This window comes from Coprobacter fastidiosus, from assembly GCF_982245605.1.
The window spans coordinates 33060-59232 of the sequence record NZ_CEVCIF010000020.1; the positions used below are offsets into that span (position 1 = coordinate 33060).

The window sequence follows — 26173 nt, forward strand, 5'->3', positions numbered from 1 at the left end:
AACTATTATTTTTCATTGCTCAGCGAATAGGGAAAATCTTTTTTATCGATACCCCGTTTTTTATTGGGGACATTACTCATTTCATAATCAATTACGGCTCCTTGTTTTAACCGGGAATATGAAAACCATGTAGGAGTATATTCTTTCCCGTTTAGTTTAATACGTTTTATATACCGGTTTTCTTTAGTTACATCAGGAGCATTCAGTACTATTTTTTTACCATTTTCAAGAGTAACGGTCATTTTCTTAAACAACGGTGTTCCGATTACATATTGATCCGTTCCCGGACAAACAGGATAAAATCCCATAGCAGAAAATACATACCAAGCCGAAGTTTGCCCATTATCTTCATCACCGCAATAACCATCCGGAGCTGCCGTGTACATCCGATCCATCACCTCTCTTATCCAATATTGCGCTTTCCACGGCTCTCCCGCATAATTATATAGATAAAGCATGTGCTGTATGGGCTGGTTTCCGTGTGCATAATTGCCCATATTCATAATCTGCATCTCTTTGATTTCATGAATACAGAATCCATAATAACTGTCATCATATATAGGTGGAACGACAAACACGGAATCAAGCATCTGAACGAAAGTCTTCTTACCGCCCATCAGATCGATAAGCCCCTGTACATCATGAAAGACACTCCATGTATAATGCCAGCTATTTCCTTCTGTAAAAGCATCTCCCCATTTATAAGGATTGAATGGCGTTTGGAAAGAACCGTCCTGATTTTTCCCACGCATCAAGTTATGGCTCTTATCGAACACGTTTTTATAATTAAGACTGCGGTTACGGAAAAGCTCGATCTCCTTTTCAGGACGTCCTAACTTTTTAGCCATCTGCATGATGCACCAGTCATCATAAGCATATTCAAGCGTACGGGCGACATTTTCAGGAATCTTTACATCATAGGGTACATAACCGAGTTTGTTATAATAATCCGCTCCCCATCTTCCTGTCGACGGAACATCGGGATGTACTTTATCCGTAGCTGCCAATAATGCATCATAAAGCGTTTCACTATATTCTACACCTATTCCTTTTAAAAATGCGTCGGCAACCACCGATGCAGAATTATTACCGACCATACAGAAACGATGTCCGGGACTTGCCCATTCGGGAAGGAATCTGCTTTCTTTATAAGCATTCGCTAGCCCTGCCTGTATCTCTTCATTAACAGAAGGATACATCAAATTCAAAAATGGGAATAAAGCTCTGAAAGTATCCCAAAAACCGGTATCCGTATAAAGAAAACCTTTTTTTACACCCCCTTCGTACGGGCTATAATGAACAGGCTCTCCTTGTGCATTTATTTCATAAAATTTACGAGGAAACAGAACCGAACGATAGAAACAAGAGTAAAACGTACGATATTGATCCGTAGAACCTCCTTCTACCTGTATTCTACCCAATATATCATTCCAACGATCACGTCCGGACTTTTTAATTCTTTCGAAATTTCCGTCTCCCAACTCTTTCAGATTCAACCAAGCCTGATCAAAAGAGATAAAAGATGAACTTACTTTCGCCTGAACAGTCTGTCCTCGACGAGTCTTAAAACCTATAATAGCACCTACATGATTGGCTTCCAATTCTTTCTTTCCGGGAACGACCTTACTGTCACTCCAGACATCAGACGAGGCAAAAGGAGTATCGAACTCGATTACAAAATAATTTTTAAAGTCCGGAGTAACACCTCCCGAATTTTTCGTAGTATATCCTATTACCGTATTTTTTTCGGGGATCACCTCTATATAAGAACCGTTATCAAAGGCGTCGATCACAATATAAGAACTATCGCTTTCAGGAAATGTAAAGCGAAATGCCGCCGAACGTTCGGTCGGGGTCAATTCTGTCGTAATATCATGGTCTGCAAGATATACACTATAATAATAAGGTGTAGCAACCTCTGCTTTATGAGAAAACCAACTGGCTCTCTCCTCCTGTCCTATCTTATATCCGATAACAGGCATTAAAGAAAACTGCCCGTAATCATTTATCCACGGACTCGGTTGGTGGGTCTGCTTAAAACCTCGAATCTTATCGGCCGTATAAACATACGTCCAGCCATCTCCCATCTCTCCGGTCTGCGGAGTCCAAAAATTCATTCCCCAAGGTAAAGCAACAGCAGGATAGGTATTCCCTGTTGAAAGCAACTTCTTCGACATGCTCCCGACAAGAGGGTTGACATAATCGACCACTTCTGTTGCAAACAAAGAGGTAGTAAAAAGCGAAAATAAAATTGTCGTTAAAAAACTCTTCATGGCTCAATATTTTCTCTAAGCATAAATGTGTTACGAATATATTATAGTAATATAGAAAAGATCATTAATTTATCATTAACAGAAATGGTTCAACCCCGATTTAACAATAAACAAAGCCGAAATTTCTCTTTTCCATCATTAATAATTCATTAATTTTTCAGTTCCATACAATCTTTCTATTCAAAGGAATATATCCTATAACCCAATCATTTATAATACATTAAACATATATGATCATCTTTTTTTCTTATCAAAATAGCGAGCAGCAGATGCAGCAAGATCTTTCGGTAACAAATACTCATAAACACCCGGACGCTCTTTCTCTAACCGGTCTATTTCCCGCTTTAACTTTGCAATGCCTCCGTTCCTTCCATATTCGGCGGCAATCGGATATACATTTACAAACACAGGCTCATCCTCCTTTGCCTTGACCTTCATTAAAGCATTGTATAATTCACCTTCTTTGCGAATATGTTCTCCCTGATTCATAATGATCACCCCATTCTTATATGCGATGCCGGTTTTATCGTCACCATCGAATATCCCTTGCAATCCGGCAGTCTCGATAAAACGATCGAAACAATGACTTCCGAATGTGGCATGCCAAAAACAAGCTGTATGAAAACCCGCCGATGCAAGCCAACGGCGATTTTTCTCTAACCACGATTCATAACCCTCTTTTTGATAATCCCGACCATAAATAAACTGATATCCCGAAGGTCCGGCAACCAACTCGTCATTCTCGCTCTTATGTTTATAATACCACTCAAGTAAAAACGGATTGATTTCTTGCAAACCTGCCGCCATAGTAGTGCCGACCGGAACAGTTCCCCGCAACGAATCATTTTCCCACATTAGATACAAAGCATTCTGATCGAACTGAAGATTGTCCCCGTCACTAAATATGATACTGACATATATTTTACCGGGTTTGACCTTTCGGGCTTTCCCTTTAGGTTGATAAAAAGATTTATTCGGATAAGCACTCCAGAAACTTCCGTTGGCATAATAATCACTGACCACATAACCTATTCCATAATTATTGACTGTAGCCAACAAGTCATCTCCGCTTTTGGCATACCCCATAACGATCGATCCGGGGTTGTACTTACCTGCAATACAAATATTCCGGATAATTTGCCGTTCATCTTTTTGAGCGTCATCCAACCAGAAAGCAAATCCTCCGGATGCAGTAGCATAATCATACAAAGTCCAAGGAGCTCCGCGCCAATCATCTCTTAAACCTACCGAAAAAAGAATATTTTTATGACATTTCGGCATCAATTCGGCGATAGCCCAATTATAAGCAGCCTCTTTATTCACCCATTTTTCTGATAAATCGACAACTTCACCTTTCCAATTATATTTCTTCACCACCCAATCGGCATATTCTCGTGTCAACGGAATGCCTTTGTTCTGGGAAGAAAGCATCAAAGCCATATTCCACGTCCAATCTTTACAAGTATCCCATACATATATATAAGAGAACCTGTTCAAATATTTATCCAACAATGATTGCAGTCCCGCATTTCCGGCTCTCGAATCTCTATTCAGAACCGTATATTTCCGCTCCGTATCATTCAACTGACGAACATGATGATCTCCGAGAAATAAATAAACTTCTGCCGAATCCTGATTAATAATCCCTTGGATTGCCGTAGCCACCATTTTCGACAGCGCCGAATCCTTACGGCAATCGGCAACCCAAATTTCAGAAGACATTTTACACTTAAAAAATTGTCCTGATTCAGGAGCTAAGCTGCTCTCATATTTCGGCTTCGAAACACGGAGAGAACAACCGGTCAGAATAACAAATAATAAAAGTAAAGGGATTTTGTTCGTGCCTTTCATCTCAACTAATTTAAAAAACAACAAATAAATATCGTATGGCAAAAATATCCCCGACCTATATCTGCCGTCATTAATTATTCATTAATAAGAGAATGAATAAAAAATAACCGAGCCCTACTCTAAAATTTACAGAAACAGAAACGGAAATTATTCATTAATTTTCCCAAAAAGCAAAAAGCGGTATTCCTTTTTATTTTTTTGTTTTAGTCTTTTAAATATATTCACTACCTTTGTTGAAACACATTTATACATCAACAAAAGCCATGAAGAAAATTTTCATATTTTCTATTTTGTCGTTTTTCTTCCTTTTACATATTTCAGCAACGGATATCTCCTCCGGTTTAAATTTTGCATCCCATGAGGTAATCAAAGAAAAAAGGACTTCTTTATTGTTGAATGACGGTAAAGAATTTTACCTGCCCGAAGGATTTTCCTTGGATTTCGGATTGCGGTTCAGAACCGAATTACACAACTACGGATATATTTTCAGAATCATAGCTAACGATACGGTATGCTTTGATTTGGTATCCAATTATTCCGATGGACGAAAATCTTTAAGTTTTATCGAAGGAAACAGAATATTCACTCCCTTTAGCAGACAGATATTGGAGCAATACGAAAAAAACAGTTGGGTTACGGTTCATTTCGGTATAAACCCTAAAACAAAAGAAATAACAATATCGTTTAATGGTGAGGAGATCAAAATTCCATATCATTACAAAAAATTGTCTCGATACCGTTTTCAATTCGGATATTGCAGTCATCCCGACTTTCTTTCCTACGATGTCCCTCCCATGGCAATCAAAAATATACGCATTGAAGATCAAGAAGGTAAAATAGAAGCATACTGGCCGTTGAGAGAACATCAGATCGCAGAAGTATATGACTCGGTTTCTTGTAGATCTGCAATAGTACACAATCCCATTTGGGAAATAGATAAACATACGCAATGGGAAAAAGAACGATCTTTCGTTTCGGGACATTACACTCAAATTGCCTTCAACGAAAAAGATAACATACTTTATTTTGCTGATCAAAAACAAATTCTCGTTTACCACCTAACCGATAACCGCATAGATACAATCCCCGTACAATCGGGTAACCCGTACTATGTAAGCTCGAACCAGTTAATTTATCAACCTTCGACAAACGAGCTATGGTCTTATGACTTTGACGGTCCTATCATCTCCCGATTCGACTTCAAAACCCATAAGTGGAGTCAAGCCAATAAAGACACAAAGAACCCTATCCATACTCACCATAATTCCTTTATTTCTCCAAAAGATTCTAATTTATACATATTCGGAGGATATGGCGAATATCATTATAAGAATGATTTTCTCAAACTATATTCCGACGAATCGAAATGGGAAAAAATCGATATGAAAGGTTCGATTCCTCCTCGTTATCTGAGTGCATTAGGCATAAAATCGGAAAACTCTATACTGATATTCGGAGGATATGGCCATATCAGCGGATTACAAGAATTAGGACCTTATAATTATTATGATTTATACGAAGCAGATCCCTACACGGGAAAAATAAAGAAGTTATGGTCGTTGGATAAACAAGAAGAGCCTTTTGTCGTATCGAACGCTATGATAATAGATACTACCGAAAACTTATTTTACACACTTTGCTTCCCCAATAACCGGAGTAACAGCCATATTGTTCTGAAATCATTCGATATAAGCAACGGAAATTCCCGGACATTAGCAGATACGATTCCCTATCCATTCGAAGATATAAATGCATACTGCTCTCTATTTTACAGCAAGAAAGACAATAAATTATATGCCGTAACCATTTTTCACGAAAAAGACAAATCTCAAATATCCGTATATTCATTACTGTATCCGCCATTATCTACAGCGAGCATCATTCAACCGGCCCGGGAAAAGGCCGACCTTATGTGGTTATATATCGCAACGGCAATTATTCTGATTATAGGAACGGCACTATTCATAATATATATAAGAAAGAAAAAATCTACAGTTCAAGATTCGGTGATCTTAAATATGGAAGAATATGTTCCCGAAGCAATTCCAAATCGATCGGCAATATTATTTCTCGGAGGATTTCAAGTGTGGGACAAAAACGGGAACGATATAACCAAATCATTCACTCCGACATTAAGATATTTACTTATATTGATCATTCTCTACACACAGAAAAACGGAAAAGGAATTTCCAACTCTACCATGTGTGAAATCTTGTGGGCAGACAAAAGCGATGAAAGCGCACAGAACAACCGGCGGGTTACCATTCGGAAACTAAAAGTTTTGCTTGAAGAAATAGGAGGTATCGAATTAGTAAATACAAATACTTATTGGGCGACAAAATGCAGCGAACCGTTCTTTTGCGACTATTATACGGTTTTCGAGAGTCTGAAAAAGTTACAAAAACAATCAAAGGTTCAAGTAAATAAATTATATGACGTACTGCATCTCATCGCTAACGGATTACCATTGCCATATCTGAATCAGGACTGGGTCGACTCTTTCAAATCCGATTACGCCAATTATGTCCAAGATATGTTATGGAATATCGTACAATCAGGGAATCTGACAGATTTCAGACTCCTTACCAAAATTGCAGACATTATTTTCTTATTCGACCCTACAGATGAAAATGCCATACACTTAAAATGTAACGTACTGGTAAAAAATGGTAAAGTAGGACTGGCGAAGAGCACTTATGATGCATTCTGCTCAGAATATGAACAGTTATTAGGAACTCCGTATAATAAATCTTTTAATGATATATGTCATTAAGCATATCTTACTGACAAAATTTAAAGGGGACAAAAAATTTGAAAATGAATTTATTGCAATTAAAACGGATCATTCAACTTACCAACGGTGAAGCCGACATCGAAACACATGAAAAGGTTTTTCTTTTGGACTGAATGATGACCTACAAAGAGAATCAAGCAAAGTGCGGTAAAAAGGACGGAGACCAAATCTGGGTAACAATCCGCATCCTGAAAAATTTTGCCGGAGAACAAGCAACGATGGATCAGATCGATAAGACATTCTGCCTATTCGTTTGCCACTCCATAATCGACTCTACATCGGACAATCTTATTGCCTTTGCTTGCTGATTGTGCGACAATCCTTCCGATGGCGAATGTCGGTCAGAGTATTTAGACTCCCGAAATAAATTTCGAGGACACATAGCAAACCAAAATCAAAATAGTTTTAGCAAACGTCTAATGTAAGGAACAGCACTGACTGCCAAAAGTTTCCGATAAAAGTGTCACAAAATAATGTCATCATAAGGATGAAAAAAGACAAAATAAAAGCGATTATCAAGGTCATTGTATTTCCTTTATTTCATTGTATAATGCCAACCCTTTTGCCGTCAACAAATATTTCTGTCTCGGGTGATTAGGCTTGTCAGGATATAGCATCTTGAGAACCCCGGCCTCTAAAGCGAGGTTTATATAGTTCTCTAAAAATGTCGGACGATGTTTCAGACCGACTTTTTCCATCAATACTTTTAACGATAACTGTTCGCTTGACAAAGCTAACAACAAAGCGCGAACTTGTTCGGGTACTTGTACGGCAGGTTGTTCGGTACTTGTATGGTCGATATGCTGTACTTGTTCTACAATCAGCCCTTCCGGAGCATTAACCAGCATATGTCGATTTCGCAATTCATTAGTTTCACCCAATAGAAGATTACGAAAGAACCGTTCCAAATATTCAGAATTACGCATGATACCTTTTTGCACGTTTTGGTAATTTGCACGTACCAGCGCATTACGGAAATACCACGAATGATTGGCGAACAAGTCGTTTGTTACGTCAAAACCCATAGAACGTAGATAGAGAATCGTGAACACGGCAGTCGTTCGGGTATTTCCCTCGCCGAACGGATGGATTTGCCATAATCCCGATACGAATTTGGCGATGTGTTTCACGAGCCCGTTTTGATCCACTTTGGAATAGTCGAATTGACGTTCTTGCTCCAAGTCGTATTCGATCGCTTTTCGGAGATCGGGCGCGGAAACATACAACACCGTATCACCACGCAGCACCCATTCCTTTTTGGTAATGTTGTAATCGCGGATTTGCCCTGCAAATTTGAATATTCCGTCAAAAATTCGACGATGAATCGATGTCAGCCCAACAAGAGTAAAGGCAAAGGTTTTCTCGGTAAGAAGTCGGCGGATGTTGGTCGATGCCATATCCGCCTCATGCATTTCCGTATCTTCGGGTGTATGTGTTATTTTCGATTGATAATAGCTACGAATAAGCAGTTCGACTTCGTCGATTGTAATCTCGCCCTCAATATCTTTACGTGCAGTCTCAATCAAATAGTCGGAAGGCTTCAAGCCATCGACAGCCTGCAACCCTATTGCGGTCTGCCATGCATAACCCTTCTCCCGCTTCTGTGGCTCGCCTTGGCGTATGTATTCGTCAAAATTAATCATATTTCAAATCATTTTACTCCTAATTTATTACACAATTCCTCGATTGTCTCCGTGAGATATGTATAAGATTGTGGAGCGGCAATATTATTATCCAAGCATATTAACGATTTCGGTGTCTCTAATCTGGCAACATAACGGAAAAGTATTACCAACGTCTTTTTCTCCAGAATCTTCTGTAGATCCGAATAATTGTAGACGGTTCTCTTGGCAATGGCAGGAAATACTTCGTCGATATTTTCTGAAGATAGAATATCCTCGACTATAACCCATACATTGTATGGATTTACGATCTTTACTCCTGTAAAATAGAACAATATCACCTTTCCGAATGGATTTGATTCGAGAATGACATAGATAAGCTTTTTTAATGGTATTGCCTTGACATGAATATAAAGATTGATCTTTCTCGAACAAAGAACCTTTCATGCTGCTGAAGTCCGGGAACAAATCTTCATGGTATTGCGGTCGAATAGGAATATAGATACAGATTGCGGCAACATTACTGTCCCCATCTTCGATGCACCAGCATTTACGCTTATCTTCTGCACACTTTTGAAACCTCTCATCGAATCCTACGTATGATTGGCGTAATGACTCGAAGAATGGTTGATTCTTGTCTCGATTAATGTCTTCAAACTGCATCGGATGAATATACAGACAATGGTGCTGCTCTGCGGAGAGTTTCCGCAGTTCAGCAAAAGAAGAATCGAGTATTTTGCTCGTATCTTCTAATGGAATGATAATGTTTGTATCTAACAATATATTCATCCGATAGTTACTTAATTAGACAGCATTAATCAGTACACGTATATTTTATATGCAACATCATAGGTTTTGTTTACTTCATTGTCCTGTGTATAATTGTTGAACTATCTCTTATGGGATTAATTTTATCTCTTTATTACGAATAAGACATGATACAGCAGGATAGATTTTGCCTTTTTTGTCTGTTCGTTCAATGATTCGGTTCTATAACTCGACAATGGCATCTTGGCTGAACTGCTCCAGACTGTATTCGGAATCTTTAAGGATATCGTATAGTTTCATATGTTTAGGCTTATTTACTGTTGATTAAATCTTTCGGATTAACTTGTAGAATATTTGCAATTTGGAATAACACATCCAAACTCGGCTGACGTCTGTTGCAGACATAGGAATTAACGATACAAAAACTCTTTCCGAGTTTCTCCGCCAACCATGTCTGCTTGATGCCTTTTTCTTCAAGCACCTCTTTTATACGGTTCTTTGGTTTATTCATGTTTAATCCGTTTGATATTTGCCTACAAAGATATAAAATACAATGCAATAAAAAGATAAAACAAGATAATATTACAATCGTTATTATCTGTCTGATACCGAACTTAGTTGTTTAATAGTTTTCAGCCATTCGTATAGGCTTCAAGAAACATGAATTAGCCCAAAAGTCGTATTGTAGCCAAAAGAGAAATACAATAAAACTTTCTCTCTTTTGGCTGCACCAACTTATTCATAAATAGTCGAACGATATTACTTGTACAAGAGGTAGGTAATCGGAAGATAACCGAGGAAAATATTATAAATACGACCAAGTGTAAGAGATGAAAACATGTGAAGCGTAAAAAAACAGAAAATTGCTTAAATTGCCAATTTTATTTCTTTGATCTATTAAATATCCCATTATTATATTGATATTTAGCATGATAAATATAAATACAATAATATTCCCCAGATTCTTAATTTAATTTTCAATAATAGAAAAGCACGGAAACAATCATTTTACTATATTTGCACCGTTCTAAAAATAAACAAAATGGACGATTATCATTCGGAATATTAACGCAAGGGTAGGATTTTATACAAATTCTACCTGTAAAAGTATGGGAGATTTGTATATGAAGACTTATCTGAACGGCATAAAACTTATGCCCGAAAAAATCTGGATGCCTAATTATTGGATCAATATCGAACAACCCGACAAGATCGATATCGACTATCTGCTTAACGAGCTCAATGTTCCCGAGTCTTTTCTGAAAGACATAGAAGATCCTGAAGAAAGGCCACGTATCGAATACGAGGACGAATGGCAAATGATTATCCTTCGTATCCCGACAAAAGGCCATGATACCGGATATGCCTACACGACAGTTCCTTTAGGCATTTTCTTAAAGAACGACCTGATCATCTCTGTATGTTTTTACAAAAATGAAATGATAGGGGATTTTATCCGGTATAATCAACGTAAAGAGATCGGATTCAATAATCCCTATGATCTGGTGCTTCAACTCATATTTTCTGCGGCAGTATGGTATATGAAGTATCTCAAACAACTGAATATCATTATAAAGGAGAGCGAAAAAGAATTAGAAAAATCTATTAAAAACCGGGAGCTTCAGGCGCTGTTGCAGATAGAAAAATGTTTTGTCTTTTTTATAACCAGCTTAAAAGGGAATACCATTCTCCTGCACAGGATCAAACACGATAAAAGGAGCAGTAAATACATCGATCCCGATCAGGTCGAAGATGTGGAAATAGAAATGAGACAAGCTCTTGAGACCTCCAATATATATAGCGACATCCTTGCCGGTATGATGGATGCATACGCTTCTGTGATCGGAAATAATATGGGCGATATCATGAAACAGCTAACCTCAATCTCCCTTATTCTCATGATTCCGACCCTCATCGCAAGTCTATATGGGATGAACGTACCCAACTCGTTACAAGATAGTCCGTATGGCTTTCCCATCATTTTAATAGCATCAATCACTTTATCGACTTTCGGTGTATGGCTATTCCGTAAACGTCGTTGGTTTTAATGGTTATTCTGAAGTTTTTCTTGTTCAGAAAAACTTCAGATACTCTTTATTCTTGCACCTTAGAACCTGTCATCCAAATTTTACAATCGCATTACAAAAAATAAAAAATTCAAATCCTTTACACTTTCTATGTAAATATCTTTCCTTTCTTATTTATATATACTAATTTTGATACCCTTTTTCTTTCAGAAAGATAAACGATACCTAACAAATATAAATATGAAAAAATTTTTACTTTACTCCTTTTCGTGGTTATTGTTTGCAAGCATGTTATCCTTACACGCCCAAGAAATTCCCACAGGCTATTATGACAAAGCTATAGGAAAAAGCGGAAAGGCTTTGCAAGAAGCATTATCTACGATATTAAATAACGGAGCTAAAGATGTCGGATATGACGGACTATATTCCGTTTATCGAACTTCGGATAACCGAAACGGAAAAGTATGGGATATGTACTCCGACATAACAGATTTTTCTTTTAGTAATACATGCGGGAACTATAAAAACGAAGGAGATTGCTATAATCGGGAACATTCAGTTCCGCAAAGCTGGTTTAATGAAGCTCGTCCTATGAAATCGGATGCATGGCTGGTATATCCGACAGACGGGAAAATAAACGGATACAGATCAAACAATCCCTTCGGAGAGGTCGGCTCAAAATACAGTTCTTCGGCAAACGGTTTTTCTAAATGGGGGACATCCGCTACTCCCGGGATAACCGGAACGGTATTCGAACCAAACGATATGTATAAAGGGGATTTTGCCCGTGCCTATTTTTATATTGCCACCCGATATGCCGATAAGTGCGGAAACTGGCAAAGTCAGGTATTCAGTTCTTCATTTCCCCATTTAGCCAAACCGACTTTGGATATGATGCTCCGCTGGCATCAAAAAGATGCCGTAAGTGAAAAGGAAATAGTCAGAAACGATGCTGTTTATAATGAACAAAGAAACCGAAATCCGTTCATCGATTATCCCGAACTTGTCGATCTCATCTTCGGGGACAGGACCGACGAACCTTTTAATCCTGACGGAAGCGAACATCCTTATCTGATTTCTCCATTAAGCGGATCGACAATAAACATTGGAACTACATTGTTTAATCACTCCGTCAGTAACAATATTCTCATACAAGGGAAAAATATCGAGAATGATCTGACTCTTACTCTTAGCGGAACAGATGCAACACTCTTTTCTCTATCGGAAACGATTGTTTCCGCATCGGATATTAACGACGGGAAACAGATAACCGTAACCTATTTACCGACAGAAGTCGGTCTGAATAACGCGACATTGACAATATCGGGAAAAGATTTGGCCTATTCTACACAAGTTACCCTAACCGGAAAAGCGATAGATGGATTTGCGGCATTAGACCCGATAAATATTACCAATAATTCTTTTACCGCACAGTGGAGTGCGGCCAATGGTGCAACCGGATATTTGTTGGATGTCTATTATTTAGATAATACATCTTCGGGAGAGGAAGTCACGGTATTAAATACGAATTTTAAAGAATTGACTCAAATCCCTAAAGGCTGGGAAACTTCCGGATTTGCTGCGATAGAAGGCGATAACGGTGTACGCCTGGCTTCGGGAAGTAGAGACGGATCTATCTCCACTCCGGCTCTCGACCTTTCGGGTAATGAGACTTCATTATATATAAAAGCATCTCCATATAAAGGAGCTGCATCACTATATATTTATCTGGACGGTAAAAAGATAGACGAGCTGAATGTCAGCAGCCAAATAGAAAAAAAGATGCCGCTACCGGCCGGCACATCATCTTCGGTAATAAAATTAGAAGCCTCTTCGGACAAACGTATTTATGTTGAAGAAATCATCATCAGTAAAGGAGGCGGATACAAAGAAGTACGAGTAAACGGTTATCCCAAACAAGTAGGAAATACCCTTTCCGAAACAGTAACAGGGCTTACCCCTTCTACAGAATATTACTATACAGTTACGCCTATCGGAGGAACAGCTTCGAAATCGAATGAAATCAAAGTAACGACTTCCGATGACCCCGCAGCTCTTCCCGACATAACAGATATTAGTTATTCTGTTATATATAGTAATGTAAACCGACTATATGTCTCTAATGCCCCGGCAAATACGAAAGTATATGTATTTACCATAGACGGACAATTGATTCTGGAACGCACTTTACATGATGAGAATCTTGAAGAATATACAATCGACACGGCAGGTGTTTATATTGTAAAAATAGTCTCACCGCAAGGAAGTAAAAGCAATAAAGTTATTATCGAAAACTAAATTTTTCATTTTATGAAAATCAAATATTTTGTTTGCCAAAGCATAATATCATTATTTTTTACTCTCTCTGCATATACTCTGTGGGCACAGATTCCTAATGGATATTACAATGCAATCGAAGGTAAAAAAGATAAAGATCTGAAGACTGCCTTATATCAGATTATCAGTAATAATGGATTCAAAGTTGTCGGATATAGCGGATTGTGGGACGCTTATAAAGACACAGATGCCCGTCCGGACGGAAAAGTTTGGGATATGTACTCAAACACTTCGAATTTCACATTTGTAACAGATCAAGATAAAGGTTCGGGAGGGACAATAGAAGGCGATAAATATAATCGTGAACACTCATTTCCGCAAAGTTGGTTTGAAAAAGCCTCAGGGGACATGAAATCCGACTTATTCAATGTTTATCCCACTGATAAACTCGTTAATAATAAACGAGGTAATTATCCGTATGGAGAAACCAATGGCGAGATCTATAAATCCGATAATGGTTTCAGCAAATTGGGGGCATGCTCCTTTCCCGGATATTCAGGAACTGTTTTCGAACCTAACGATCAATATAAAGGTGATTTCGCCCGTTCCTATTTTTATATTGCAACATGTTATGAAGATGTATTTCCCCAATTCGGAGGAGAAATGACTGCCGGAAATTCGTATCCCGGTTACAAAGACTGGGTAATCGATCTTTTGTTGAAATGGCACAGAAACGACAACGTAGATTCGAAAGAGATCGACCGGAACGAAGCCGTCCAAAAGAAACAACACAACCGTAACCCGTTTATCGATTATCCCGAACTCGTTGAATATATCTGGGGAAACAAAAAAGGTATAACATTCAATCTGCCGACATCGACAGGCAAAACAGATATGAACACCATACATATCGCTACCAGAGAGGAATCAATAATCATTACGACTTCCGTTCCCGTACATGTTTTTCTATATAATACTTACGGAACTTTGATACAATCCCAAAACGGACAAGGAGAGATACATATACCGGCAAATCGATCAGGTATTTATATTCTGAAAATCCAAAACGACAAACACATCATTACACAAAAAATAAGACTTTAACTATGAACAGTATGTTCTCGAAAGTAAAAATTTCTTTTCTACTTTTTCTCGGAATATCTTTACAATTAGGGGCACAAATTCCTGACGGATATTACGATAGTGCATTAGGGAAAAAGAAAGCCGAACTAAAAACGGCCCTACACAAAATTATAGGAAAAGCCGATGTCTTGGACTATGGCAGCGGAGCGGGTAAAACTTGGTCCGGTTTCGTTCAAACGGATGTCGATGATGAAGGTTATTATGTAGATATGTATTCGCCCAACCGAGTAAAAGCCAACGGAAACTCTGCCGGATCGGGAATGAATATAGAACACTCTTTCGCAAAGAGCTGGTGGGGAGGCACAAAAAATCAAGCATATAAAGATATACAGCAATTAAGACCGTCCAATTCAAAAGCCAATTCAAGTAAAGGAAGCTGGCCTATGGCGATAGTCGATGGAAAAACGACTTACGATAACGGAGTTATCAAAGTCGGGAAATCTTCAAGTCGTCCCGGCGGCGAAATAACGGCATGGGAACCGAGCGACCAATATAAAGGAGATTTTGCTCGCATTTATATGTACATGGTTACTTGTTATGAAAATTTCAGCGAGAAATGGACAGGAAACTCGGTAAACCAACTCGATAATAACACCTATCCTGTTTTTGAGGATTGGACAATAAAAATGTTATTGGAATGGTGTGAAAAAGATCCCGTCGATGACTGGGAAATAGCCCGGAATGACAAAGTCTATAAAATACAAGGAAACCGGAATCCGTTTGTCGATCATCCCGAACTTGCCGAATATATCTGGGGAGATAAAACAGACACGGAATGGTATCCCGAAGATAATAATGAACCGGCAATTATTTCTCCCAAAGATAAATCGGAAATCGACCTCGGCATGACAGCTGTCAATTATCCTTTATCCCGGGAATTATTAATAAAAGTTCGTAATCCCGAAGGGAATATTTCCTTATCGGTAAGCGGTACGGGATTTTCTGTCTCCCCTGAAACGATCACGGCAGAAGAAGGAAAAATCGGGAAAAATGTTACCCTTGCCTATACTACGGCAATAGCAGGACGGTCAGAAGGAAATTTAACCGTTTCTTGCGGATCTTTGATTGCTAATGTAGATCTGAAAGCCGAAGCCGTCGATGGTATTCCCGCTCTTCAAGCTACGGACATTACAAAAAATTCATTTACGGCAAATTGGATAAATCCGGCACACATACAGGATATATCTCTTACGGTATATCAAACCTCATCGGGTTCTCCTCTTCCGGGATTTCCGAAAACAGTCGATGAAAATACGACAAAAATGGAAATATCAGGATTAACACCTGACACTGAATATAGTTACAATTTATCCGGAGGAGGTTTGACATCCAATACGGTTACAATTCGGACTCTGCCGCTAAATCCTCATATAGAATATAACTTAGAAGACGGAGACCTGCTTTTTACGACAATAACAGGTTATGCATCAGACAGCAAACGCATACGAATATCCGGAACAGACACTTCGCTCCCATTGCAAATAAATACAGAAAGTCCGTTCGAATTATCTGGAGATCAACAAGAATGGAATACACAACTTGTCCTTCCTGCAGAAGGCGGATTAGTTTATGTCCGGCTATCAGCTTCAGAAGTACCGGGAAATTATTCTGCCGATTTAACGATATCCTCATCCGAAATAGAAGAAGAAACAGAACTTTTATCCGGAGTTATCGAAATAAAAAAAGCATTTTCCGAAACTTTTGAGAACGGAACAAAAGGTAGCTACAATAATGGAAATGTCGAATGTTCAGCTACAGAATGGTATATGGAAAATTCCCTGATCGGAACTCAATCGGGAGATAAAAAGAACGGGGAACAATCGGCTCGCATAAAAGGGTCGATCGAAATGGCCAAAGATAAGCCGGGAGGTATCGGAATGATTTCTCTATACGGGGCAAATTTCAGTAGCGATAATGACGGTAGTTTCAGCTTGTTTTACTCAACCGATCAAGGGACGACTTGGAAAACCGTTCAAAAGTCGGAAACATTGACGAATACACTGCAAAAATTTACATACATAGTTAACGAGCCGGGTAACATCCGAATCAAAATAGTGAAGGATAAAGGTAACCGCATCAATATAGACGATATAGAGATAAGCGATTACGATAATCCTGACGGAATTACTCGGATCGAAAATTCTTTCTTTAAAATATATAGCTTTCAGAACGAACTGATCATCGAATCTCTTCAAAAAAGCATCTTTGCAATATATGACATTACCGGTGCTTATATAAACCGATACGAAGTAAACGGAAATATTCGCATTCCCCTTTCTGCCGGAGTATATTTAATAAGAAATCTCTCTGACGGAAAAACTATAAAAATAAATATAAACCGATAAACTCTGTTCTGCAAAACTAAAAAGAGGAAGCCAAATAATAATCGACTTCCTCTTTTCTTTTTACAACACTCACACATTATCTTTCATAATGGTAATCTCTCAATCGAGACTGCAATTGCTGACGCGTCATATAGATACGGCTCTTTATCGTTCCGATAGGCAAATGCATTTCATCGGCAATTTCCTGATATTTATAACCGGCAAGATAAAGTGAAAAAGGCACACGATATTCTTTCGAAAGATTATCGATCGCTTTATTTATTTCTTTGACATTATATAAAGATTCAGGTGTATCGTCCGAAGGACCATTTGCAACAGATTTCATTATTGTTTCGTCTTCATTATCATAAACCGTTCTGCGATTGACGTTACGGTGATAATCATTAATAAAAATATTACGCATGATCGTATACATCCACCCATTCAGATTTTCATAATGAACTAATTTTTCTACATTGCTAAGCACTTTAAGAGAAGTTGCTTGCAACAGGTCTTGAGCATCATCCCGATTCATGGTCAGGCTATAAGCAAAATTGAACAAGCTCTTTTGCATCCCGATTAACAGACCGGTCATTTTTTTTTCGTCCATATTATTATCTGTCTTAAAAAATTAAACATTTGTAATCCATTTCCCTTTTGGATGTTACAAATGTACAATTGAAGTTATAAGTATATTGTAAGTATTATAAGACAGGGTATAAAGATTTTATAAAGAAATTATCAATATAAATAAATATGCAACATTACCCACTATTATGCACATAATAATGCAAAAACAGTTATACATATAACAATAAAAAGATACCTCTTTTAATAACAGATTTGCTACAAGAAAAAAGCGAAAAGAAAATGAAAATAAAGTTCCTAAGAGCTTGTCCAATAAATATTACGAAAATCCATGAGAACTGAGAACAAAGTGTAAATAGAAACTCAAAAAAAAGGTTGCCTGCAAACAGACAACCCTTTCATATTTTTACAGAAATAATAAGTTATTTCAATTTTGCCAATGCCTCTTTTATACGACGTAGAGCTTCTACCAAGTTTTCGTCAGAAGTCGCATACGAAAAACGCAAACACTCGGGTGTTCCGAATGCAGCACCACCGACTGTTGCGACATGACCTTCTTCTAACAAGAACATTGCCAGATCTGCTGCATTTTCTATTTTACGGTCTCCAAAAGATTTTCCAAAATAGTAACTTACTTCAGGAAAAAGGTAAAAAGCCCCCTGAGGAACGTTTACCTTAAAGCCGGGAATCTGTTTTGCCAGATCGACAACCAAATTACGACGACGTTCAAATGCCTTGCGCATCTCTCCTACACACGATTGATCGCCTGCAAAAGCTGCCACCGAAGCTTTTTGGGCAATAGAACTCGGTCCGGAAGTGTATTGACTCTGCAACTTATTGCATGCTTTTGCCAACCAAAGAGGTGCAGCAATAAAACCGATACGCCATCCGGTCATTGCGTAAGCTTTCGATACTCCGTTTATAATAGCTACACGATCACGGATATTTTCAAATTGGGCAATACTCTGATGCCCTCCTATATAATTAATGTGTTCATAGATTTCATCAGCCAATACAATCACCCGAGGATATTTAGCCAACACGTCGGCTAAAGCTTTTAATTCGTCTTTCGAATAAACGCTTCCTGTCGGATTGGACGGCGAACACAAGATCAATGCTTTAGTCTTAGGTGTAATAGCAGCTTCGAGCTGAGCGGGCGTGATTTTAAAATCCTGATCGATACCGGCTGTAATAATCACACTTTTACCTTCGGCAAGCTTCACCATTTCTACATAGCTCACCCAATACGGAGCTGGAATAATCACTTCATCTTCCGGATCGATAAGGCTCAATATCGCATTACAAATCGATTGTTTTGCACCGTTCGAAACGACAATCTGGTCGGGAGTAAACTCCAGCGCATTTTCATTTTTCAGTTTCGCACATATAGCTTTACGCAGATCCATATATCCGGGAACCGGAGAATAGAACGAAAAATTATCATCAATCGCTTTTTTTGCTGCGGCTTTAATATGATCGGGGGTATTGAAATCAGGCTCTCCTACACTCAAATTGATGATGTCTATTCCTTGCGCTTTCAATTCATTACTTTTCTGCGACATAGCCAACGTCTCTGAAGGAGAGAGGCTTGCCAAACGTTCTGAAATCTGATTCATGGGTGATATTTGTTTAAATTATTACTTTCTGCATCTTAACTATTTTACGCTTGCAAAGATAAGACAATCTTAAATGATAGCAAACAATATACCTAAATATTTCGATATACAATAACAAAAATATGGGAAATACACGTAATAACAGAACAATATGTCACAAAATCAAGAAAAGTAAAAACTTTTAAGATAATCCAGGATCTACGAGGAAACCTCTTTTTTATTTTTAAGAACATTCTAAAGACAACATAAATTCCTTGAAAATGCTTTTTCGGAAATTTTGAGAAATCAATACAACCCGTAATTTATTTTCAACACACGAAACTCGGTGCGACGGTTTATCTGATTGGCGATTTCTTGCTGATCTTCAGGCAATGCGAGAATATATTCTTCGGTAAGCACATCTCCTTCTTTAAACATCGGATATTTCTGTGCCATTTTTTTGGTTATCGTTTTAGGCTGACTTTCTCCGTAACCTTTCGGAGTAAGACGGTCTGCCGCAATCCCCCCGGCAATCAAATAATCCACGACAGACTTTGCCCGACGTTCCGACAAATTCAAATTATAGGCATCTGCTCCTTTCATATCGGTATGTGCACCCAACTCGATCGTCACATTCGGATTGTCTTCGAGCATTTTTATCAACTCATCCAACGCTGTCGCCGACTCGGGACGCAATGTAGCCTTATCAAAATCATAAAATATATTTTCGATCAATACCGGTTTCGTTATAGATGCAAGAATAAAATCGACCGAATAGGTGATATTTTTTTCCTCATCACTGGTGCGCATTTCATTCTTGGCATTCAAGAAGCCCCGGCATCCCGCCATCATCACATAATCCGTACCTAAACTTAAAGGGAATTTATAAGTCCCGTCCTTTCGGGCTATAGCTTTTTGATTAGAACCATCCTTGCCGACAATGCGGATAATAGCATCCGGAACAGGTTCTTCGTCACGGTCGATAACGACTCCGGTCACCCACACATTGATCGTAGGTAATTCAAAACTATAAATATGGTCATATCCTCGGGCATCATTGCGGTTAGAACTGAAAAATCCGGATTCACCCGGTCCGAACGTAATACCGAAATCATCAGAGGAAGAATTGATCGGATACCCCAAATTTTCAATCTGCCAAACACCATACTCGTTCATCTTTGCCTTAAACAGGTCGAGCCCCCCCATTCCCGGATGTCCGTCCGATGAAAAATACAGATCTCCGTTTTCACGGATATACGGAAAAACTTCATCTCCCGGAGTATTTATCTGACTTCCCAAATTTTCCACTCCTCCTTTTTCATCATTCAGAGCGATACGCCAAAGATCCTTTCCTCCGTATCCTCCGGGCATATCTGAGGTAAAATACAGGTACTCTCCATCAGGCGATACTGCCGGATGTGCAAAAACAGACAACGTATCCCCGGTAATCTCGTATTTCTGCGCGGCACTCCATTTAGCCCCGGAACGCAACGAGGTAAATATCTCAACAGACGTATCCGAATTGGGTTCTCTTCTTGCTTTTGTCAAATACATCGTACTGCCATCGGGACTGAAACTGATAATTCCCTCATCCAACTCGGTATTCACCTCTCCTTCTACCAATTCGGGACGCATCCATGCCCCTTTTTCATCCTTTTTTGAAAAGAAAATATCATTATTCTTCACCCCCGTAATATCGCTCTTAGTATTTCCTGAAGCCTTGTCGTTCGTAGAAGAAAAATATAATTGATCATAATCACTTCCCAAAAACATCGGACTACATTCGCTTCTTCTGGAATTAAACAGGTTAGCCCGCTTTACAACATAACGTGTCGGCTTAGCCTTTAACTCCACAGCCAATTCACATCCTTTTTTCCCATTCAAAGCCAAAGGATCATCCGGTTTCTTTTCCAAATAAAGGTCATAATTCTTTATCGCATCTTTATATTTGCCCTGCATTTGAAACGCTCTACCCAAATATAAATAAGCCGTACTATCCGGATAATGGTATCTGATCGCATTTTGATACGCCCCGGCACAACGAGGAGCGGAGTTCAACATACGATAACAAGTTGCCATACGGAATGCTATCTTGCCTCTAAGCGCCCGTTCTTTACGAGGAGAGGTCTTATTATATACTTTACGATATGTCGCGGCGGCGGCAAAATATTCTCCCCGGCGAAATTGTCCCTCGGCCGTGCTCAGTTTTGCACTGTTGCATCCCGTAAACAACCACGCTAATAAAAAAAGAGATAAAGGCACGTATATCCGCTTCGACATCAAATGCAAATTATTTTATAGTTTATACGGCATATTCCGCAAATTATTGTACATCCGCTCCAATTTAATCAGGCAATAACAGAGAACTGTCTCCATAACTTAAAAAACGGAAATCGTGAGACAAGGCATAATCGTATATCTCCCGCCACCTTCCGTCTACAAAAGCCGAGACCAATAATAATAAAGTGCTTTGTGGCTGGTGAAAATTAGTAATCATTCCCCTGACAATCTTAAACGTATATCCCGGAGCAATTATAATTTGCGTAGCTGTTACGAGTCTCGACAGACCTTTTCGGTCTAAATAATCTACAATATTCCGCAACGCTTTCCGATAATCGATCTCCACCACCGTATCGTCGTAAGGCTGCCATTGTCCGACTTTCAGCTCTTCAAGAACAGCATCGGGATTGTATTCTAACGTCCGACCGATATAATAAAGACTTTCCAATGTACGCACCGAAGTTGTTCCTACGGCAATAATCCGACGGTCGGTTTCGGCAAGAGAAGCAATCAATGAACGTTCGACCGAAATAAACTCGGTGTGCATTTCATGACCTTCGATCGTCTCGCTCTTCACCGGTTTGAATGTCCCCGCCCCGACATGCAACGTCAATTCCAGACACGGAATGCATTTCTCTTTCAGAGCAGCCAATACATCTTCCGTAAAATGAAGACCGGCCGTAGGAGCGGCAACAGATCCCTCTATTTTTGAATATACTGTCTGATAAGTCTCCTTATCGCTCTCTTCCGTTTCCCGATTCAAATAAGGGGGAATAGGGAGTTCGCCGACTGCATCGAGCAAAGCTGCAAAAGAGATTTGCGGATTATCCCATGAAAAACGAATCTCAAAACTATTTCCGTACGCATTCAGCCGATCAGCATTTAAAGTCACGGATTTACCCTCTATAATAACTGTCCGGGATAATGTTCCGCTTTTCCACTTTTTTAAATTTCCGACCATACATGCCCAAACACATTCCCTGTTGGACTGGAACGACAACAAATAATCATTCGGAGAAAGAGGTTCAAGGCAGAATATTTCGATCAACGCACCTGTCTCTTTCCTGAAATGAAGCCGTGCCTGTATCACCTTTGTATTATTGAATACCAACAGGCTATTCTCCGGCAACAGATCGGGTAAATGAAAAAACTCGGACTCGGAAACCGAACCTGAACGATATAACAGCAATTTAGAACGGTCTCTTTGCGATAAAGGGAATTTTGCAATGCGCTCATCCGGCAGCGGATAATTGAATTCTTCGATATGTATATCTCGTGTTTTTTGCATAATCTATTGAATATATCTACAAAAATAAGCAACTTTGTGAGATAAACAGATAAAGATATGGTTAAAGTAGGTGATAGAGTACGCTTCCTGAACTCTGTGGGCGGAGGAATCGTAAAAAAGATAAATAAAGATATTGCTTTGGTCGAAGAGGAAGACGGATTTGAAACTCCCGTACTGTTACGGGAATGCGTAGTGATAGAAGCCGGGAAAAAATACAGCGATCCTGTTCCTGAAAAACGGACTGATTCGCCTCAAATATCCCGGAATATTATTCAAGAAGAGGAAGAAGAAGCTGAAGATGAACTGCCTCTACTCGAAACACCGGAGGGAGAACGTCTGAACATTTTATTAGCATTCGTACCGGAAGAGCGGAAGAATTTGCAAATCACACGTTTCGATGCTTATTTAATAAACGACAGCAATTATTTTCTCGATTTTACCTATTCCTGCAAAACTGACGCAGGTTGGCTCGTAAGATACCACGGATCTATCGAACCCAACATAAAGCTACAGCTGGAAACATTCGGAAAAGAGATATTGAACGACCTGGAACGTATCTGCATCCAGGCAATAGCTTATAAAAAAGAAAAAGCATTCAAACAGAAAAATCCTATATCGGTAGAACATCGCATCGACACGGTCAAATTTTACAAACTGCACAGCTTCCGGGAAAATGATTACTTCGATGAAGATGCCCTAATCTTCCCGATCGTGCGCAATGATATTCCTGAACGATCATTCATCATAGATCCCGTTGAGATCGAAACTGCCATAAAACAAAAAAAAGATTCGGAAAAACCGGAACGGCAGGCGATCAAAAAGAAACACCGTCCGATAAACGAACCTTTAGAAATAGACCTCCACATTAACGAACTTCTCGATACTACTGCAGGAATGAGTAACTCCGATATACTTCAATATCAACTGCAAAAAGTAAGGGAAATTCTGAATGAACACAAAAACGAGAAAGGCAGAAAAATCATATTTATACACGGCAAAGGCGATGGCGTATTACGCAATGCATTGATAACCGAATTAAAAACAAAATATAAGACTTTCTATTATCAAGACGCCTCTTTCCGTGAATACGGATATGGGGCAACCCAAGTTACAATACGTTAAAATATAAGCCATTATACATAGAGCGATAGACTTTAATTCTATCGCTCTATATATTGTTATCCTCCGATACTCCCAATTCGTCAAGCATCTTGGGATAATTATTTATAAAGTACTTTGTCAACTTAAACTGGTCAGTCTCTTCATAAGTCACCGATTCGAATCCGTTATGCGTTATGCGGTAAATATCAGCTCCGGGATAAGACAACAATATAGGGGAATGAGTAGCGATGATAAACTGAGACTTGTTGTCCACCAGTTCTTTCATCCGAATCAGCAGTCGGAACTGGCTGGAGATAGACAAAGCCGATTCCGGTTCATCGAATATAAACAAGCCGTTCCCCGACAGTCGATTCTGAACAAGGGCCAGAAAACTCTCACCATGCGAATACTCATGAAGCATACCGCCATAATTTATCATTTGAAATGCACGGCCCGAAATACGATCCAATTCACTGGATACATTATAAAAACTCTCGGCTCTGAGAAAATAGCCGTCTTTATTCCGGTAAGCCGATCTCACCAATTTAAGATCATTGAACAGGCTCGAATGAGAATCATAAGTGTGATAATTCAGATTAGGACTGCCTCCTTCCGGATTGAATCCGGCACAAATGGCAAGAGCTTCGATAAAAGTAGATTTTCCTGCCCCGTTTTCTCCGGTAATAAACGTAACGCTTTCCCGGAACTCAAACTCATCCATATGTAATATAGACGGAATATTATAGGGATATTCGCATCTTTCTTCTATCGGTTTACGATTTATTATACGCTTGATATAAATCATAATAGAATAATTTCGTTTTTGTCACACTCGACCAAGAAATATCAATAACGAGCGACTCGTATTAATGATCTTTTTTTAAAATGGATTCTAATCTCCGAAACATTTCCAGTTTATAATCCAGTCCGAAATCAGGATCGGATGCCATTTGTCTATATTCAGGATCAATTTCGATAATCTGATTCTTTTCCGATATAGGGTCTGACGGATCATCAAACTCGGCAACCTCGATCTCAAATTCCAACCCCCTCTCTAAGTTTCTGAAAAGAACAGATAAACGGGTCGGAACATCCTCCCTCAATACAAAAATAATGCGTATTAATCAGTGCGATAACAGATACTTGTTCTCTTTAATGATCCTATCTTATAGGTACGTCCTAAATACTTGACAATAAATCCCAACATACGATCTACAATTAAATGACAAATCTACCACAGCACAAATAACTTAATACTATAAAAAGCCTTCTTCTTTGAGCAATTTTTCAAGCGCATAATAATCCGCCAAATCTTTAGCCCACATCTCATCGCTTTTTCCTTGATTCGATTTTTCTTCTTCAGAAAAAAACTTCTCAACCGATATCGGCACAGAAGATCGATTAAGTTCAGCTATCTCCATATCAATAACATCACCGGTATTCATCAAGGAATTAAGCCAAGTATAAGTATTCTTTTCCCTATCTATACCCACCAAATTGGCCACACTCTGTTCCTTCTCACTCTTAGTACATACCATCAGACTAACTCCAAAATCAGACGAGACATCGATCTCTTCTCCATTAAAAAAGATTTTAAGACCTTTCATTTTAACAGACCTTTTTTTGTTAAACGTTCTTTCAGCTCACTATATCTTCTATACAGATTTTGGCGGTCAACAATTGTGCGCTTTACGGGCAAATCACTTTCTTCCATTTCTGTGGCGACTATTCTGATTTTATCATCTATCGTCAGATCTTGTCTAACCCACCATTGATGCTCTTGCCTTTCAATGTCCAATCCCGAGACAGTTATACAAAATTTATCACAAGTCTGATCTACAATAATCATAGAAACACCATGCTTTATTACAATATTCACTTTTTTATCATTAATATAAATCGTAAAACCCTTCATTCTTATTTGGTTATTTTAGAAGGAATCAATCCCTCTTCGATAAGTTTTTTCCTCAATCGATTATACGAAGCCAACAATAATTGATTCTCCTGCTCCTTATCATTCACATCCCGGATAAAGACAGGCATGGAAACATCAGACTCATCAATATCTTCATATGTTATCGAAAATTTATCTCCGGGTTTAAGATCCTCACTGCACCATTCCGGGAAAAGACCTTGTTCGTCCATACCTCCGAAATATAATCTCAACACATCTATATCATCTTTATTGGTAGTGTTTCAAACAGTGTGTCCGGAGTAAGCCTTCAGACCTTTTAGTTTTGC

21 protein-coding genes are annotated in these 26173 nt (G+C 38.8%); 7 read left to right on the forward strand and 14 right to left on the reverse strand.

Annotated elements, in window-relative coordinates:
* Nucleotides 1–5: 5 nt before the first annotated feature.
* Both AC0UMU_RS06900 and AC0UMU_RS06905 read right to left on the reverse strand, forming a co-directional pair.
* Nucleotides 6–2273 (reverse strand): GH92 family glycosyl hydrolase, encoded by a 2268-nt coding sequence (locus tag AC0UMU_RS06900; RefSeq protein ID WP_288641174.1) that lies wholly within the window; start codon nucleotides 2271–2273, stop codon nucleotides 6–8.
* Between the two features lie 234 nt (nucleotides 2274–2507).
* The gene (locus AC0UMU_RS06905) at nucleotides 2508–4124 is read right to left on the reverse strand and encodes a GxGYxYP domain-containing protein (protein WP_288641176.1); all 1617 of its coding nucleotides are present in this window, start codon (nucleotides 4122–4124) and stop codon (nucleotides 2508–2510) included.
* Nucleotides 4125–4387: 263 nt separating this feature from the next.
* On the opposite strand from AC0UMU_RS06905, the gene AC0UMU_RS06910 reads away from it, so the two are divergent.
* Together AC0UMU_RS06910 and AC0UMU_RS06915 are read left to right on the forward strand one after the other, a co-directional pair.
* Nucleotides 4388–6898, forward strand: a complete 2511-nt coding sequence (locus AC0UMU_RS06910) for a Kelch repeat-containing protein (protein ID WP_288641178.1) — start codon at nucleotides 4388–4390, stop codon at nucleotides 6896–6898.
* A 134-nt stretch (nucleotides 6899–7032) separates the two neighbouring features.
* A complete protein-coding gene (locus AC0UMU_RS06915; protein WP_288641180.1) occupies nucleotides 7033–7227 on the forward strand; it encodes a hypothetical protein in 195 nt (64 codons plus the stop codon).
* Between the two features lie 213 nt (nucleotides 7228–7440).
* Here AC0UMU_RS06915 and AC0UMU_RS06920 read toward each other — a convergent pair whose 3' ends face one another.
* The 3 genes from AC0UMU_RS06920 to AC0UMU_RS06930 form a co-directional block, all read right to left on the reverse strand.
* Nucleotides 7441–8562: a Fic family protein gene (locus AC0UMU_RS06920; RefSeq protein WP_288641182.1), complete on the reverse strand. Its 1122-nt coding sequence runs from the start codon at nucleotides 8560–8562 to the stop codon at nucleotides 7441–7443.
* Nucleotides 8563–8649: 87 nt separating this feature from the next.
* Nucleotides 8650–9330 (reverse strand): PIN domain-containing protein, encoded by a 681-nt coding sequence (locus tag AC0UMU_RS06925; protein WP_288641183.1) that lies wholly within the window; start codon nucleotides 9328–9330, stop codon nucleotides 8650–8652.
* A gap of 289 nt (nucleotides 9331–9619) precedes the next feature.
* Nucleotides 9620–9820, reverse strand: a complete 201-nt coding sequence (locus AC0UMU_RS06930) for a helix-turn-helix domain-containing protein (RefSeq protein WP_122337282.1) — start codon at nucleotides 9818–9820, stop codon at nucleotides 9620–9622.
* A 598-nt stretch (nucleotides 9821–10418) separates the two neighbouring features.
* Here AC0UMU_RS06930 and AC0UMU_RS06935 point away from each other — a divergent pair.
* The 4 genes from AC0UMU_RS06935 (at nucleotide 10419) to AC0UMU_RS06950 (ending at nucleotide 17101) form a co-directional block, all read left to right on the forward strand.
* A complete protein-coding gene (locus AC0UMU_RS06935; protein ID WP_288641186.1) occupies nucleotides 10419–11357 on the forward strand; it encodes a magnesium transporter CorA family protein in 939 nt (312 codons plus the stop codon).
* Nucleotides 11358–11576: 219 nt separating this feature from the next.
* Nucleotides 11577–13634, forward strand: coding sequence for an endonuclease (locus tag AC0UMU_RS06940; protein WP_288641188.1), 2058 nt, complete (start codon nucleotides 11577–11579; stop codon nucleotides 13632–13634).
* A 12-nt stretch (nucleotides 13635–13646) separates the two neighbouring features.
* The gene (locus AC0UMU_RS06945) at nucleotides 13647–14717 is read left to right on the forward strand and encodes an endonuclease (RefSeq protein WP_288641190.1); all 1071 of its coding nucleotides are present in this window, start codon (nucleotides 13647–13649) and stop codon (nucleotides 14715–14717) included.
* Nucleotides 14718–14719: 2 nt separating this feature from the next.
* Nucleotides 14720–17101: an endonuclease gene (locus AC0UMU_RS06950; RefSeq protein ID WP_288641192.1), complete on the forward strand. Its 2382-nt coding sequence runs from the start codon at nucleotides 14720–14722 to the stop codon at nucleotides 17099–17101.
* A gap of 76 nt (nucleotides 17102–17177) precedes the next feature.
* Here the strand turns inward: AC0UMU_RS06950 and AC0UMU_RS06955 are convergent, their stop codons facing one another.
* The 4 genes from AC0UMU_RS06955 to AC0UMU_RS06970 form a co-directional block, all read right to left on the reverse strand.
* Nucleotides 17178–17690, reverse strand: a complete 513-nt coding sequence (locus tag AC0UMU_RS06955; protein ID WP_278584343.1) for an RNA polymerase sigma factor — start codon at nucleotides 17688–17690, stop codon at nucleotides 17178–17180.
* Nucleotides 17691–18090: 400 nt separating this feature from the next.
* Nucleotides 18091–19284 (reverse strand): pyridoxal phosphate-dependent aminotransferase, encoded by a 1194-nt coding sequence (locus AC0UMU_RS06960; protein WP_270214340.1) that lies wholly within the window; start codon nucleotides 19282–19284, stop codon nucleotides 18091–18093.
* Between the two features lie 285 nt (nucleotides 19285–19569).
* The gene (gene porE / locus AC0UMU_RS06965) at nucleotides 19570–21543 is read right to left on the reverse strand and encodes a PorE family type IX secretion system protein (RefSeq protein ID WP_288641196.1); all 1974 of its coding nucleotides are present in this window, start codon (nucleotides 21541–21543) and stop codon (nucleotides 19570–19572) included.
* A gap of 64 nt (nucleotides 21544–21607) precedes the next feature.
* Nucleotides 21608–22834, reverse strand: a complete 1227-nt coding sequence (locus AC0UMU_RS06970) for an S-adenosylmethionine:tRNA ribosyltransferase-isomerase (protein WP_278714162.1) — start codon at nucleotides 22832–22834, stop codon at nucleotides 21608–21610.
* Between the two features lie 54 nt (nucleotides 22835–22888).
* Here AC0UMU_RS06970 and AC0UMU_RS06975 point away from each other — a divergent pair, with 54 nt between their 5' ends.
* Nucleotides 22889–23953 (forward strand): DUF2027 domain-containing protein, encoded by a 1065-nt coding sequence (locus tag AC0UMU_RS06975; RefSeq protein ID WP_278714150.1) that lies wholly within the window; start codon nucleotides 22889–22891, stop codon nucleotides 23951–23953.
* A 46-nt stretch (nucleotides 23954–23999) separates the two neighbouring features.
* On the opposite strand, the gene AC0UMU_RS06980 is transcribed toward AC0UMU_RS06975, so the two are convergent.
* The 5 genes from AC0UMU_RS06980 to AC0UMU_RS07000 form a co-directional block, all read right to left on the reverse strand.
* Nucleotides 24000–24737 carry an AAA family ATPase gene (locus AC0UMU_RS06980; protein ID WP_278714152.1) on the reverse strand — a complete coding sequence of 246 codons (738 nt, stop codon included), beginning with the start codon at nucleotides 24735–24737 and terminating at the stop codon, nucleotides 24000–24002.
* 61 nt (nucleotides 24738–24798) lie between these two features.
* Nucleotides 24799–24978, reverse strand: coding sequence for a hypothetical protein (locus AC0UMU_RS06985; protein ID WP_122304020.1), 180 nt, complete (start codon nucleotides 24976–24978; stop codon nucleotides 24799–24801).
* Between the two features lie 210 nt (nucleotides 24979–25188).
* Nucleotides 25189–25539, reverse strand: a complete 351-nt coding sequence (locus AC0UMU_RS06990) for a hypothetical protein (RefSeq protein WP_278714155.1) — start codon at nucleotides 25537–25539, stop codon at nucleotides 25189–25191.
* A complete protein-coding gene (locus AC0UMU_RS06995; protein ID WP_278714157.1) occupies nucleotides 25536–25847 on the reverse strand; it encodes a hypothetical protein in 312 nt (103 codons plus the stop codon). The genes AC0UMU_RS06990 and AC0UMU_RS06995 overlap by 4 nt, the downstream gene beginning before the upstream one ends.
* Before the next feature lie 2 nt (nucleotides 25848–25849).
* Nucleotides 25850–26101, reverse strand: coding sequence for a hypothetical protein (locus AC0UMU_RS07000; RefSeq protein ID WP_278714160.1), 252 nt, complete (start codon nucleotides 26099–26101; stop codon nucleotides 25850–25852).
* Between the last annotated feature and the right edge of the window lie 72 nt (nucleotides 26102–26173).

What these genes read in the sequence shown, in the direction of transcription:
- AC0UMU_RS06920 (WP_288641182.1), bottom strand. Translation starts at nt 8,562, where the DNA reads ATGATTAATTTTGACGAATACATACGCCAAGGCGAGCCACAGAAGCGG.
- porE (WP_288641196.1), bottom strand. Translation starts at nt 21,543, where the DNA reads ATGTCGAAGCGGATATACGTGCCTTTATCTCTTTTTTTATTAGCGTGG.
- AC0UMU_RS06910 (WP_288641178.1), top strand. Translation starts at nt 4,388, where the DNA reads ATGAAGAAAATTTTCATATTTTCTATTTTGTCGTTTTTCTTCCTTTTA.
- AC0UMU_RS06945 (WP_288641190.1), top strand. Translation starts at nt 13,647, where the DNA reads ATGAAAATCAAATATTTTGTTTGCCAAAGCATAATATCATTATTTTTT.
- AC0UMU_RS06980 (WP_278714152.1), bottom strand. Translation starts at nt 24,737, where the DNA reads ATGATTTATATCAAGCGTATAATAAATCGTAAACCGATAGAAGAAAGA.
- AC0UMU_RS06930 (WP_122337282.1), bottom strand. Translation starts at nt 9,820, where the DNA reads ATGAATAAACCAAAGAACCGTATAAAAGAGGTGCTTGAAGAAAAAGGC.
- AC0UMU_RS06915 (WP_288641180.1), top strand. Translation starts at nt 7,033, where the DNA reads ATGATGACCTACAAAGAGAATCAAGCAAAGTGCGGTAAAAAGGACGGA.
- AC0UMU_RS06900 (WP_288641174.1), bottom strand. Translation starts at nt 2,273, where the DNA reads ATGAAGAGTTTTTTAACGACAATTTTATTTTCGCTTTTTACTACCTCT.
- AC0UMU_RS06975 (WP_278714150.1), top strand. Translation starts at nt 22,889, where the DNA reads ATGGTTAAAGTAGGTGATAGAGTACGCTTCCTGAACTCTGTGGGCGGA.
- AC0UMU_RS06950 (WP_288641192.1), top strand. Translation starts at nt 14,720, where the DNA reads ATGAACAGTATGTTCTCGAAAGTAAAAATTTCTTTTCTACTTTTTCTC.
- AC0UMU_RS06955 (WP_278584343.1), bottom strand. Translation starts at nt 17,690, where the DNA reads ATGGACGAAAAAAAAATGACCGGTCTGTTAATCGGGATGCAAAAGAGC.
- AC0UMU_RS06905 (WP_288641176.1), bottom strand. Translation starts at nt 4,124, where the DNA reads ATGAAAGGCACGAACAAAATCCCTTTACTTTTATTATTTGTTATTCTG.
- AC0UMU_RS06925 (WP_288641183.1), bottom strand. Translation starts at nt 9,330, where the DNA reads ATGAATATATTGTTAGATACAAACATTATCATTCCATTAGAAGATACG.
- AC0UMU_RS06940 (WP_288641188.1), top strand. Translation starts at nt 11,577, where the DNA reads ATGAAAAAATTTTTACTTTACTCCTTTTCGTGGTTATTGTTTGCAAGC.
- AC0UMU_RS06960 (WP_270214340.1), bottom strand. Translation starts at nt 19,284, where the DNA reads ATGAATCAGATTTCAGAACGTTTGGCAAGCCTCTCTCCTTCAGAGACG.
- AC0UMU_RS06935 (WP_288641186.1), top strand. Translation starts at nt 10,419, where the DNA reads ATGGGAGATTTGTATATGAAGACTTATCTGAACGGCATAAAACTTATG.
- AC0UMU_RS06995 (WP_278714157.1), bottom strand. Translation starts at nt 25,847, where the DNA reads ATGAAGGGTTTTACGATTTATATTAATGATAAAAAAGTGAATATTGTA.
- AC0UMU_RS06990 (WP_278714155.1), bottom strand. Translation starts at nt 25,539, where the DNA reads ATGAAAGGTCTTAAAATCTTTTTTAATGGAGAAGAGATCGATGTCTCG.